At 59.1% G+C, this 13720-nt stretch carries 10 protein-coding genes and 1 tRNA gene; all 11 read right to left on the reverse strand.

The genetic code is table 11. From position 1 onward, the window contains the following. Nucleotides 1-216 precede the first annotated feature (216 nt). A complete protein-coding gene (gene sodC, locus HHL21_RS21150; protein ID WP_169469632.1) occupies nucleotides 217-747 on the reverse strand; it encodes a superoxide dismutase family protein in 531 nt (176 codons plus the stop codon). A 261-nt stretch (nucleotides 748-1008) separates the two neighbouring features. Next, the gene (gene rpoC, locus HHL21_RS21155) at nucleotides 1009-5250 is read right to left on the reverse strand and encodes a DNA-directed RNA polymerase subunit beta' (RefSeq protein WP_169469634.1); all 4242 of its coding nucleotides are present in this window, start codon (nucleotides 5248-5250) and stop codon (nucleotides 1009-1011) included. A gap of 171 nt (nucleotides 5251-5421) precedes the next feature. Continuing rightward, nucleotides 5422-9528, reverse strand: coding sequence for a DNA-directed RNA polymerase subunit beta (gene rpoB, locus HHL21_RS21160; RefSeq protein ID WP_169469636.1), 4107 nt, complete (start codon nucleotides 9526-9528; stop codon nucleotides 5422-5424). A gap of 287 nt (nucleotides 9529-9815) precedes the next feature. After that, nucleotides 9816-10190, reverse strand: coding sequence for a 50S ribosomal protein L7/L12 (rplL, locus tag HHL21_RS21165; protein ID WP_169469638.1), 375 nt, complete (start codon nucleotides 10188-10190; stop codon nucleotides 9816-9818). Between the two features lie 55 nt (nucleotides 10191-10245). Continuing rightward, entirely contained in the window at nucleotides 10246-10776 is a 531-nt protein-coding gene (gene rplJ, locus HHL21_RS21170; protein ID WP_169469640.1) for a 50S ribosomal protein L10, read from the reverse strand. Nucleotides 10777-11056: 280 nt separating this feature from the next. After that, a complete protein-coding gene (rplA, locus tag HHL21_RS21175) occupies nucleotides 11057-11752 on the reverse strand; it encodes a 50S ribosomal protein L1 (RefSeq protein WP_169469642.1) in 696 nt (231 codons plus the stop codon). Then, nucleotides 11752-12183, reverse strand: a complete 432-nt coding sequence (gene rplK / locus HHL21_RS21180) for a 50S ribosomal protein L11 (RefSeq protein WP_131424680.1) — start codon at nucleotides 12181-12183, stop codon at nucleotides 11752-11754. Before rplK ends, rplA begins: the two co-directional genes overlap by 1 nt. Nucleotides 12184-12284: 101 nt before the next feature. Continuing rightward, the gene (nusG, locus tag HHL21_RS21185) at nucleotides 12285-12890 is read right to left on the reverse strand and encodes a transcription termination/antitermination protein NusG (protein ID WP_169469644.1); all 606 of its coding nucleotides are present in this window, start codon (nucleotides 12888-12890) and stop codon (nucleotides 12285-12287) included. Nucleotide 12891: 1 nt separating this feature from the next. Beyond that, nucleotides 12892-13278 carry a preprotein translocase subunit SecE gene (gene secE / locus HHL21_RS21190; RefSeq protein ID WP_169469646.1) on the reverse strand — a complete coding sequence of 129 codons (387 nt, stop codon included), beginning with the start codon at nucleotides 13276-13278 and terminating at the stop codon, nucleotides 12892-12894. Nucleotides 13279-13312: 34 nt separating this feature from the next. After that, nucleotides 13313-13388: transfer RNA gene (locus HHL21_RS21195), tRNA-Trp, on the reverse strand. A gap of 123 nt (nucleotides 13389-13511) precedes the next feature. After that, on the reverse strand, nucleotides 13512-13720 hold a 209-nt coding region (locus HHL21_RS21200), incomplete at its 5' end, for an EF-Tu C-terminal domain-related protein (protein ID WP_502570571.1).

Consider the following 13720-nt stretch of genomic DNA (forward strand, 5'->3'; position numbering starts at 1 on the left):
AGCGCGCAGAATCCATTATGGCCCGAGCGCGACGGTGCTCACAACGAGGCCGGATATACGGAAGCAGTTGCACCTAACAGCCAAAACCGAAATTGATGTTGCAATATCGGAGGAGTCCATATATGGAAAAGCGAAGCGCATTCCGCCGTCGTTGCGCAACCGAGCATTGCGCGCCAGCGCGGTCAGAACTTGTAACCCACCTTCGTGCGAGCGCCGCTATTTAATCACGCCGCATGCAATGCGCGCCCCGCCACCGCCTAACGGAGCAGGATGATCCGCGTGGTTATCGCCGCCGGCATGAACCATCAACGCTTTTCCCTTCAGATCCGACATCTTCAGACGCGGCGCCAACACCGGGTTGGACGCCTCGCCCTGCGCATCGACGAACATGGCGGGAAGGTCGCCACGATGACCGTCGCCCCAAGGCGTGCCGTGCTTGCCCGTCTTTGCTGGGTCGTAGTGTCCGCCGGCGGCCTGGCCAGCCACCGGCTTACCGTCTTTCTCAGCCGTTGCGCAGCTACCGTTTTCGTGTACGTGGAATCCATGAACGCCCGGCGCAATGCCTTTCAGCGATGGCGTGAAAACGACGCCGTGCTTGCTATCGCTGATGGTGACGGTTCCCACACTCGCTCCGGGGCCGGATTCGGAAAGAACGTTCAGCGTTACCGTCATATCGGGCGAGGCACTCGCCGATGCGCTTGCCGCCAACAGCAGGCCGGCGCACAGGTACGTCAGTCGATGAGTCATCGATTCCTCCTTCGAAATAATTGAACGACAATCTTATACCGCTTACGGATTTCGTTGAATTCGCTTCAGAAACGGCGGACGAAAATCGATATCGGGGAAAAGATGAGCGAATCGGCGGGAACCGACGTTGGGACGATCGCGTAATAATGTAAGCGCGATGCTGAATTGCCCGAGAAAGGCATCTGGCAGTGATCAAAGCCAAATGTGGCGGCCCGAAAAAAAACGGCACCCGAAGGTGCCGTCTTGTCAGCGTAAAACCGATTACTCGGTATCGCCGTGGTGCTGTGCTGCGTTGGCGGTATCTTCGATCGCCTGCAGTTCGCTCGACATGGCTGCCTTTTCGGCATCCAGCAGCGCCTTGCGCTCTTCCACTTCCCACGCTTCCTTCTCTTTGCGTGCGCGGTGGAAGGCCAGGCCGGTACCGCCAGGAATCAGGCGGCCGACGATGACGTTTTCCTTCAGGCCGCGCAGACCGTCGCGCTTGCCCATGATCGCCGCTTCGGTCAGGACACGGGTGGTCTCCTGGAACGATGCAGCCGAGATGAAGGAGTCGGTCGACAGCGATGCCTTGGTAATACCCAGCAGTACGTTTTCGTACGTTGCAGGGATCTTGCCAACGGCGTTCATCTTGTCGTTTTCGTCCAGCAGTTCCGAACGCTCAACCTGCTCGCCGACGATGTAGTCGGTATCGCCAGCTTCGACGATCGCAACACGGCGCAACATCTGGCGCACGATCACTTCGATGTGCTTGTCGTTAATCTTCACGCCCTGCAGACGGTACACGTCCTGCACTTCGTCAACGATGTAACGCGCCAGCGCTTCGATACCCAGCAGGCGCAGGATGTCTTGCGGATCGGCCGGGCCGTCCACGATCATCTCGCCCTTGTTCACTACCTGGCCGTCGTGGACCAGCACTTGCTTGTCCTTGGTAATCAGGAACTCGTGCTTGTTGCCGTCCATGTCCGTGATTTCCAGACGCTGCTTGCCCTTGGTTTCCTTACCGAATGCGACGGTACCGGTCACTTCAGCCAGCATGCCCGCATCCTTCGGCGAACGTGCTTCGAACAGCTCGGCGACGCGTGGCAGACCACCGGTAATGTCTCGCGTTTTCTGCGATTCAGTCGGGATACGCGCCAGCACTTCACCAACCGACACCGACTGGCCATCCTTGACCATGATCAGCGCGCCAACCTGGAAGCCGATCGCTACCGAGTGCTCGGTGCCTGCGATCTTGACTTCTTCGTTGACGTCGTTCAGCAGCTTGACCTGCGGACGCAGGGTCTTGCCGACCGAACCACGACGCTTGGCATCGATTGCAACCAGGGTCGACAGGCCGGTGACGTCATCGACCTGACGGGCAACGGTGACGCCTTCTTCGACGTTCTCGAAGCGCACGGTACCCGCGTATTCCGTAATGATCGGACGGGTCAGCGGATCCCAGGTCGCCAGCGCCAGGCCGGCCTTGATGACCATGCCGTCCTTGACGTTCAGGGTCGCGCCGTACGGCACCTTGTGACGCTCGCGCTCGCGGCCGTGGTCGTCCGTGATCAGCACTTCGCCGGAACGCGAAATGACGATCTGGGCGCCCTTGCCGTTGGTGACGTAACGCATGGTTGCCGAGAAACGGATGGTACCGTTCGACTTGGCTTCCACCGACGACGCCACCGCTGCGCGCGATGCCGCACCGCCGATGTGGAAGGTACGCATGGTCAGCTGGGTACCTGGCTCACCAATCGACTGCGCTGCCACAACACCGACTGCTTCGCCGGCGTTGACCATACTGCCGCGGCCGAGGTCACGGCCGTAGCACATGGCGCACAGGCCGAAGCGCGTGTCGCAAGTGAGCGGGGTGCGAACCTTGACTTCGTCGATCGACAGGCGCTCGACTTCTTCGACCATGTCTTCGTCCAGCAGGGTGCCGGCTTCGAACACGGTTTCCTGGGTTTCAGGATTGACGATGTCGTTGACGTTGACACGGCCGAGGATACGGTCGCGCAGCGCTTCGATGACTTCACCGCCTTCGACCATCGCCTTCATCACGGTACCGTTGCTGGTGCCGCAATCGTCCTCGATCACCACCAGATCCTGGGTAACGTCAACCAGGCGGCGGGTCAGGTAACCCGAGTTCGCGGTCTTCAGCGCCGTATCCGCCAGGCCCTTACGAGCACCGTGGGTCGAGATGAAGTACTGCAGAACGTTCAGGCCTTCGCGGAAGTTCGCGGTAATCGGCGTTTCGATAATCGAACCGTCCGGCTTGGCCATCAGGCCTCGCATACCGGCCAGCTGGCGAATCTGTGCAGCGGAACCGCGCGCGCCCGAGTCGGCCATCATGTAAATCGCGTTGAACGATTCCTGGGTCGACTTGGTGCCGTCGCGCTTGACGACGTCTTCCACTTTCAGCTGGTCCATCATGGCCTTGCCGACTTCGTCCGAGGTCTTGCCCCAGATGTCGACGACCTTGTTGTAACGCTCGCCGGCAGTCACCAGGCCCGAAGCGTACTGCTGCTCGATCTGCTTGACTTCCGATTCGGCCGAAGCGATCAGGCCGGCTTTCTGGTCTGGCACCAGCATGTCGTCGACGCAGATCGAAATACCTGCGCGCGTCGCCAGGCGGAAACCGGACTGCATCAGCTTGTCGGCGAACACAACGGTTGCACGCAGGCCGCACTTGCGGAACGACGTGTTGATCAGCTTCGAAATCTCTTTCTTCTTCAGGGCGCGGTTCAGTACGGAGAACGGCAGGCCCTTCGGCAGGATTTCGGACAGGATCGCACGGCCGACCGTGGTTTCGTAGCGCGTGACGGTGCGCTCGAACTCTTCGGTTTCGGCGTTCTTCGGGAACTCGACGATACGCACGGTGATGCGGGTCGTCAGTTCGACTTCCTTGTTGTCGTAGGCACGGATGACTTCCGACACGTCAGGGAACAGCATGCCTTCGTTCTTGGCGTTGATCGCTTCGCGGGTCGCGTAGTACAGACCCAGCACGATATCCTGCGAAGGAACGATCGACGGTTCGCCGTTCGACGGGAACAGGATGTTGTTCGACGCCAGCATCAAGGTGCGCGCTTCCATCTGCGCTTCGATCGACAGCGGGACGTGGACGGCCATCTGGTCACCGTCGAAGTCGGCGTTGAACGCCGCGCAGACGAGTGGGTGCAGCTGGATCGCCTTGCCTTCAATCAGGACCGGCTCGAACGCCTGGATACCGAGACGGTGCAGCGTAGGCGCACGGTTCAGCATGACCGGGTGTTCTTTGATGACGTCTTCGAGGATGTCCCAGACCACCGGTTCCTGGATCTCGACCAGCTTCTTGGCTGCCTTGATCGTCGTTGCCAGACCCATCAGTTCGAGCTTGTTGAAGATGAACGGCTTGAACAGTTCGAGCGCCATCAGCTTCGGCAGGCCGCACTGGTGCAGCTTGAGCTGCGGACCGACCACGATGACCGAACGGCCCGAGTAGTCGACGCGCTTGCCCAGCAAGTTCTGACGGAAACGGCCGCCCTTACCCTTGATCATTTCAGCCAGCGACTTCAGCGGACGCTTGTTGGCGCCGGTCATCGCTTTGCCGCGACGGCCGTTGTCCAGCAGCGAGTCGACCGCTTCCTGCAGCATGCGCTTTTCGTTACGGGTAATGATTTCCGGAGCGCGCAGTTCCATCAGGCGCTTCAGGCGGTTATTACGGTTGATGACGCGGCGATACAGGTCGTTCAGGTCGGAGGTCGCAAAGCGGCCGCCGTCCAGCGGTACCAGCGGGCGCAGTTCCGGCGGCAGTACTGGCAGCACTTCCATGATCATCCAGTCAGGCTTGATGCCCGAACGCTGGAACGCCTCAAGCACTTTCAGGCGCTTGGCGTATTTCTTGATCTTCGCTTCCGACTTCGATTCCTTCAGCTCCACGCGCAGCGCTTCGGCATCGCGGTGGATGTCGATCGAGCGCAGCAGCTCACGGATGCCTTCGGCGCCCATGAATGCGGTGAAGTCGTCGCCGTACTCTTCGTACTTGGCGGCGTAGTCGTCTTCCGACATGATCTGGCACTTCTTCAGCGGGGTCATGCCTGGATCGGTCACGACATATGCTTCGAAGTACAGCACGCGTTCGATATCGCGCAGCGTCATGTCCAGGACCATGCCCAGGCGCGACGGCAGCGACTTCAGGAACCAGATGTGCGCGGTTGGCGACGCCAGTTCGATGTGGCCCATGCGCTCGCGGCGCACTTTAGCCAGGGTCACTTCGACGCCGCACTTCTCGCAGATCACGCCGCGGTGCTTGAGGCGCTTGTACTTGCCGCACAGGCACTCGTAGTCCTTGATCGGGCCAAAGATCTTGGCGCAGAACAGGCCGTCGCGCTCTGGCTTGAAGGTACGGTAGTTGATGGTTTCCGGCTTTTTGACTTCGCCGTAGGACCACGAACGGATTTTCTCAGGGGACGCCAGACCGATTTTAATCGCGTCGAACGTCTCGTTGGTTTGAACTTGCTTGAATAGATCGAGCAGGGCTTTCATGTATCACTCCAGGTGATTGAATTTCTATATTACGACTTTCACCGTTAGCGGATGATCCGTCGCCCCCGCGAAAGCGGGGGCCCATGCTGAGTAACTGCTCACGCTCAGTATGGGTTCCCGCTTTCGCGGGAACGACGACTCTTCAGTCGCGGGTCAAAGCGGCGCCGGCTGTTAGTTGCGTTCCAGGTCGATGTCGATACCCAGGGAACGGATCTCTTTCACCAGCACGTTGAACGACTCCGGCATGCCTGCTTCAATGACGTGATCGCCCTTGACCAGGTTTTCGTACACCTTGGTACGGCCATTCACGTCATCCGACTTGACGGTCAGCATTTCCTGCAGCACGTACGATGCGCCGTACGCTTCCAGTGCCCACACCTCCATCTCACCGAAGCGCTGGCCGCCGAACTGGGCTTTACCGCCCAGTGGCTGCTGCGTGACGAGCGAGTATGGACCGGTCGAACGCGCGTGCATCTTGTCGTCCACCAGGTGATGCAGCTTCAGCATGTGCATGTAGCCAACGGTAACCTTGCGCTCGAACGCTTCGCCGGTGCGGCCGTCGAACATCGTGACCTGGTTCTTCGAAGGCGTCATGCCCAGCAGCTTGGCAACCGGATCCGGATACGCCAGGTCCAGCATGCGGCGGATCTCGGACTCGTGCGCGCCGTCGAACACTGGCGTTGCGAACGGAACACCCTTCTTCAGGTTGCCGGCCAGCTCGAGGATCTCTTCATCGCTGAAGTTGTCCAGGTCTTCCTGCTTGCCGGTCTCGTTGTAGATCTGGGTCAGGAACTTGCGCAGTTCGTCGATCTTGGCCTTGGCGGCAATCATCTCGCCGATACGCAGGCCCAGGCCCTTCGCTGCCCAACCGAGGTGGGTTTCGAGGATCTGACCAACGTTCATTCGCGATGGAACGCCCAGCGGGTTCAGTACGACGTCAGCCGGGGTGCCGTCAGCCATGAATGGCATGTCTTCGACCGGAACGATGCGCGATACCACACCCTTGTTACCGTGGCGGCCCGCCATCTTGTCGCCCGACTGCAGGCGGCGCTTGACGGCCAGGTAGACCTTGACCATCTTCTGCACGCCTGGCTGCAGCTCGTCGCCTTGCGTCAGCTTCTTGCGCTTCTCTTCGAAGGCCAGGTCGAACTGGTGGCGCTTCTCGGCGATCGATTCCTTGATCGCTTCGAGGGCGGTGGCAGCGTCGTCTTCCGACGGACGGATGTCGAACCAGTGGTACTTGTCCAGATCGTCCAGGTAGTCCTTGGTGATCTTGGCGCCCTTGGCCATCTTCTTAGGGCCGCCGTTGACGACTTTACCGATCAGCATCTTTTCGAGACGCTGGAAGGCATCGCCTTCAACGATACGCATCTGGTCGTTCAGGTCGAGGCGGAAGCGCTTCAGTTCATCGTCGATGATCTGCTGGGCGCGCTTGTCGCGGACGATGCCTTCGCGGGTGAACACCTGGACGTCGATCACGGTGCCGACCATGCCCGAAGGCACGCGCAGCGAGGTGTCTTTGACGTCCGACGCTTTTTCGCCGAAGATCGCGCGCAGCAGCTTCTCTTCCGGCGTCAGCTGGGTTTCGCCCTTCGGCGTTACCTTGCCGACCAGCGTGTCGCCAGCCTGCACTTCAGCGCCGATGTAGACGATGCCCGATTCATCCAGGCGCGCCAGCTGGTTTTCAGCCAGGTTCGAGATGTCGCGGGTGATTTCTTCCGCGCCCAGCTTGGTGTCGCGCGCGACAACCGATAGCTCTTCGATGTGGATCGAGGTGTAGCGGTCGTCCTTGACCACGTTTTCCGAGATCAGGATCGAATCTTCGAAGTTCAGGCCGTTCCACGGCATGAACGCCACCAGCATGTTCTGGCCCAGTGCCAGTTCGCCCAGGTCGGTCGATGCGCCATCGGCGATCACGTCGCGCTTGGCGACGCGGTCGCCGACCTTGACGATCGGACGCTGGTTGATGTTGGTGTTCTGGTTCGAACGGGTGTACTTGATCAGGTTGTAGATGTCGACGCCGACTTCGCCAGCGGTTGCTTCGTCGTCGTTGACGCGAATAACCACACGGCCTGCATCGACGTAGTCGACCACACCGCCACGCAGTGCCTGCACGGTGGTGCCCGAGTCGACCGCAACGGTGCGCTCGATACCGGTGCCGACCAGTGCTTTTTCAGGGCGCAGGCAAGGTACTGCCTGGCGCTGCATGTTTGCACCCATCAATGCGCGGTTCGCGTCATCGTGCTCGAGGAACGGGATCAGCGAAGCCGCGACCGATACGATCTGGCCCGGGGCAACGTCCATGTACTGGATGCGCTCTGGCGATACCAGGATCGTCTCGCCTGCTTCACGGGCCGAAACCAGCTCGTCCGACAAGGTGCCGCTACCATCGATGCCGGCGTTCGCCTGCGCGATGATGTAGCGGCCTTCTTCGATCGCCGACAGGTAATCGATCTTGTCGGTGACCTTGCTGTTCTCGACCTTGCGGTACGGGGTCTCGAGGAAGCCGTATTCGTTCAGGCGGGCAAACAGTGCCAGCGAGTTGATCAGGCCGATGTTCGGGCCTTCAGGCGTTTCGATCGGGCACACGCGGCCGTAGTGGGTCGGGTGCACGTCGCGCACCTCGAAGCCTGCACGTTCGCGGGTCAGACCGCCAGGGCCAAGGGCCGAAACGCGGCGCTTGTGGGTGATTTCCGACAGCGGGTTGGTCTGGTCCATGAACTGCGACAGCTGGGACGAACCGAAGAATTCACGGATCGCGGCCGAAATCGGCTTGCTGTTGATCAGGTCATGCGGCATCAGGTTGTCCGCTTCGGCCTGGCCGAGGCGTTCCTTGACGGCGCGCTCAACACGCACGAGGCCGGCGCGGAACTGGTTTTCGGCCAGTTCGCCCACGCAACGTACGCGGCGGTTACCCAGGTGATCGATATCGTCGACTTCGCCGCGGCCATTGCGCAGCTCGACCAGGATCTTGATCACGGCCAGCACGTCGTCGTTCGACAAAGTCATCATGCCGGTCAGTTCGTCGCGGCCGATGCGGCGGTTGAACTTCATGCGGCCGACCGCCGACAGGTCGTAGCGCTCAGGGCTGTAGAACAGGCCGTTGAACAGCGCTTCGACCGATTCTTCGGTTGGCGGCTCGCCTGGACGCATCATGCGGTAGATCGCGATGCGCGCGGCCATCTGGTCGGCGGTGTCGTCGATGCGCAGGGTCTGCGAAATGTAGCCGCCCTGGTCCAGGTCGTTGGTGTACAGGGTCTGGATTTCGGACACGTCCGCTTCGCGCAGGCGCGACAGCAGGTCGTCGGTCAGCTCGTCGTTGGCCGATGCGATGACTTCGCCGGTGTCGGCGTCGACCACGTTCTTGGCCAGCACGCGGCCCAGCAGGTAGTCTTCCGGCACGGAGATGTGCTTGATGCCGGCAGCTTCGATGTCGCGCACGTGCTTGGCGTTGATACGCTTGTCCTTCAGCACCAGGGTCTTGCCCGACTTGTCGACGATGTCGAAACGCGCGACTTCGCCACGCAGGCGCTCGGCGACGAATTCCATTTCCGCGCCTTCCGAGCGCAGGTTGAAATTGTCGAACACGAAGAAGTTCGCGAGGATCTGCTCGTGCGACATGCCGATGGCTTTCAGCAGGATCGTCACAGGCATCTTGCGGCGGCGGTCGACGCGGAAGAACAGGATGTCTTTCGGGTCGAACTCGAAGTCCAGCCACGAGCCGCGGTAAGGGATGATACGTGCCGAGAACAGCAGCTTGCCCGAGGAGTGGGTCTTGCCGCGGTCGTGCTCGAAGAACACGCCAGGCGAACGGTGCAGCTGCGACACGATGACGCGCTCGGTACCGTTGATGACGAACGAGCCGGTGGTCGTCATGAGCGGCAGTTCGCCCATGTAGACTTCCTGCTCTTTCATTTCCTTGACCACAGGCTTGGTTGGCGATTCCTTGTCCAGGATCACCAGGCGGACCTTGGCGCGCAGCGGCGACGCAAAGGTCAGGCCACGCTGTTGGCATTCCTTGACGTCGAATGCGGGCTCGCCCAGCACGTACGACAGGAACTCGAGGCGCGCAAAACCATTGTGCGACACGATAGGGAAGATCGAGGTGAAGGCCGATTGCAGGCCGTCATTCTTGCGCGACGACACAATCGTGTCAGCTTGCAGGAAGTTCTCGTAGGATTCAAGCTGGGTAGCCAGAAGGAATGGAACGTTGTGAACGTTGGCGCGCTTCGCGAATGACTTGCGAATGCGTTTCTTCTCAGTAAATGAGTAGTGCATGGACACTCCGTGAGTGACAGAAAGGATGAGAATTCAGGGATTGCCAGTGACGCCGTTTAACGGTTAAAGTCACATGCAAGGCCTCAAGTCTCGCAACTTCGTGCCAGAGGAAAAAGGGAAAAACTGCTACTGTTACTACCTTTACTGCTTGCCTTCCCGAAACGGCCAGGGCATCGCTGCCACATCCGTTACAGGGACGACAAAAGAGCCAAAGCCGCATCCTCCCCCTTTCGGGAGAGGAGCGCAAGCTTTGACTCGTGGCGCTGAACTGCCGCCGGATACTGCTATTACTTGATTTCTGCTTTCGCGCCAGCGTCTTCCAGCTTCTTCTTGGCGGCTTCAGCGTCAGCTTTCGACAGGGCTTCTTTAACGGTCTTTGGTGCGCCGTCAACCAGGTCTTTAGCTTCCTTCAGGCCCAGGCCGGTGATTTCGCGAACTGCCTTAATCACGCCAACTTTGTTCGCGCCGAAATCCGACAGGATCACGTTGAACTCGGTCTGCTCTTCAACTGCTGCGCCTGCTGCTGCGCCGCCAGCTGCTGGAGCTGCCATTGCTGCTGCCGATACGCCGAACTTTTCTTCGAATGCCTTAACCAGGTCGTTCAGGTCCATTACGGACATTTCGCTAACTGCGTTCAGGATGTCGTCTTTGCTAATTGCCATTTGAAACTCCAAATTTGTATGTTTAGTTTAGTAACTTGACTGAAGCGAGCGGCGATTAAGCTGCTGCGGTTTCTTCGGCTGCAGGAGCAGCTTCCGAACCTTCGCTCTTCTGTGCTGCCAGAGCAGCCAGACCACGTGCAAAGCCCGACACCGGAGCCAGCATAACGCCCAACAGCTGCGAGATGAGGACTTCACGGCTAGGAATGCTTGCCAACGCGGAAACAGCTGCTTTATCCAGCTGCTTGCCTGCGTAGTTACCTGCCTTGATCACGAGCTTGTCGTTGGTCTTGGCGAAGTCATTGATGACTTTAGCTGCTGCGACTGCGTCGTCCGAGATCGAGTAGATCAGCGGGCCGGTCATTGCATCAGCCAGGTTGGCAAACTGCGTACCTTCCACAGAGCGACGAGCCAGCGTGTTCTTCAGAACACGCAGGTATACGCCCTGGGCACGCGCCTTGGCACGAAGTTGAGTCAAGTGACTAACCTGGATGCCACGATATTCGGCCACGACGATCGTTTGCGCAGATGCTACTTTTGCGGAAACTTCGGCGACGACGGCCTTTTTGTCATTCAGATTAAGACCCACGGTCAACCTCCTTAAATGATGCGCAACAAATTGCTTTGCATCGGTTCGAACAACGGCGTCCGACGTTAAGAAGTTCAGACTGAGCGGATAAATTCACGCAGCATGGACTAACAAAACTTGTTCGGGTACACCATCTGCGTTGGGTGGTTTATTAACCTCCAGCCTGCCTGCTGCCTTTGGCCCAACGGTCTTTGATTGCCTGCCGGATCTCCTTGCGGACCTCCGACAGCCCAAAGATGTGCCTCACGCCATTGCTGGCATAAGGGCTTGATTCTGAAACTTAAGCAGCCAGCGAGTTGTGGTCGACGCGAACGCCGGCGCCCATCGTCGACGAGATCGCTACCTTGCGCAGGTACACGCCCTTCGAGGTAGCTGGCTTGGCCTTGTTGAGCGCTTCGACCAGGGCAACCAGGTTGCTCTTCAGGTCTGCATCGCTGAACGACTTGCGGCCGATCGTTGCGTGGATGATACCTGCCTTGTCGGTACGGTACTGAACCTGGCCGGCTTTCGCGTTTTTCACCGCGGTAGCGACGTCAGCGGTAACAGTGCCGACCTTCGGGTTAGGCATCAGGCCGCGTGGACCCAGGATCTGGCCCAGGGTACCAACGATACGCATGGTGTCTGGCGAAGCGATGACGATATCGAAAGGCATGTCGCCGGCTTTGACGCGCTCGGCCAGGTCTTCCATACCAACAACGTCAGCACCAGCGGCTTTAGCCTGCTCAGCCTTTTCGCCGGAAGCGAATACAGCGACGCGAACGGTCTTGCCGGTGCCAGCTGGCAGCACGACGGAGCCGCGCACAACCTGGTCCGATTTCTTAGGATCGACGCCGAGCTGGATCGCTACATCGATCGACTCGTTGAATTTTGCAACTGCGAATTCCTTGATCAGCGCAACTGCGCTGGCGAATTCGTACGACTTGTTACGGTCAACCTTGGCCTTCATGGCCTTGACGCGTTTGGACAGCTTAGCCATTAGATACCCTCCACCGTGATGCCCATCGAACGCGCGGAACCGGCGATGATGCGTACTGCGGCATCCATGTCGGCAGCGGTCAGATCCGGCTGTTTCGTTTTTGCGATTTCTTCAGCTTGAGCGCGGCTCAGCGTACCGACTTTGTCGGTATGTGGCTTCGGCGAACCTTTGGTGATGCCAGCTGCTTTTTTGATCAGGTAGGTCGCTGGAGGGGTCTTCATCACGAAGGTGAAGGACTTGTCCGCGAATGCCGTGATCACGACAGGGATTGGCATGCCAGGCTCGACACCCTGGGTCTGGGCGTTGAACGCCTTGCAGAATTCCATGATGTTCAGGCCGCGCTGACCCAGCGCAGGGCCGATCGGTGGGGATGGGTTTGCTTTACCAGCTGGCACTTGCAGCTTGATAAAACCAATGATTTTCTTTGCCATGATGGCTCCTATCTTTGGATGAGTAGTAGCGCCCCGCCGGAACTACATTGGCAGGGCTCCTCTTGCCGGAATGCCTTGCGGCCCCGTCCGGCTAACGGGTATTAAACTTTTTCGACCTGGCCGAACTCAAGTTCAACCGGGGTGGCGCGGCCGAAGATCGTGACCGAAACGCGCACCTTGGACTTCTCGTAGTTGACTTCCTCGACGTTGCCGTTGAAGTCGGTGAACGGACCATCCTTGATGCGGACTTGCTCGCCCACTTCGTACAGCGTTTTTGGACGCGGCTTTTCGACGCCTTCCTGCATTTGCTGCATGATCTTGTCGATCTCGCGCGCCGGGATCGGCGTCGGCTTGTTCGACTTGCCGCCGATGAAGCCGGTGACTTTCGCGGTGTTCTTGACCAGGTGCCAGGTATCGTCCGTCATCTCCATCTCGACCAGGACATAGCCCGGGAAGAAACGACGCTCGGTGACCGACTTCTGGCCATTCTTGACTTCAACCACTTCTTCGACCGGCACCAGGATCTGGCCGAACTTGTCTTGCATGCCGGCGCGCTCGATGCGCTCGGTCAGCGCGCGCATGACGCTTTTTTCCATGCCGGAATAAGCATGCACGACGTACCAGCGCTTGTTGCTGACCGGTACGCTCACGGGAGCGCCGGCCGCCGGAGCTTCTTCCGGCGCGGAATCTTGCACAATTTCGCTCATGTTATTTCCAACCCAGGATGACGTCGTATAACAGGAATTGCAGGATCTTGTCGGTGCCCCACAGGAACATCGCCATCACGACCACGAAGGCAAACACGATGCCGGTGATCTGGGTCGCTTCCTTGCGGGTCGGCCAGACCACTTTCCTGGTCTCGCGCACTGCCTCTTTGGCGAAGCTCAGGAATTCACGGCCGGTTGCAGACGCCCACAGGATCAGGACGGCAAACAACAAACCAGCCACGAGTGCCCCAGTGGACATCAAAGCTGGTTTATTCAGGCCTTTCAGGTAAAAGAACCCGACGACCCCTGCAATCGCCGCTATAACTGCCAGCGCGACCTTGAACTTGTCGTTCGACGTGCTGACGGTTTGCACGGATTGATTAGACATACTTTTTGTACTTTCGGTGCCTGCACCAGAACGGTGGCAGGGACGGAGGGCATCGAACCCCCAACCTTCGGTTTTGGAGACCGACGCTCTGCCAATTGAGCTACGTCCCTACGTAAAACTTCAGTGGAATCAAGCATTTTACCATCGTGAGGCCGCTGATGGCAAGGAGCTGATTGCGCCTGGCATGAAACCTGGCGCGGAAGACGGGGCCCGAGGGCCCCGCTTTACTACTATTACTTACCTTCGCTCAGGATCTTAGCGACAACACCTGCACCAACGGTACGGCCGCCTTCGCGGATTGCGAAGCGCAGGCCCTCTTCCATCGCGATCGGGTTGATCAGCTTGACGGTGATCGACACGTTATCGCCTGGCATAACCATTTCCTTGTCCGCTGGCAGCTCGATCGAGCCGGTCACGTCGGTGGTACGGAAATAGAACTGTG

Origin of the sequence: Massilia polaris (assembly GCF_012927275.1) — a bacterium.
Taxonomy (GTDB): Bacteria; Pseudomonadota; Gammaproteobacteria; order Burkholderiales; family Burkholderiaceae_D; genus Telluria_A; species Telluria_A polaris.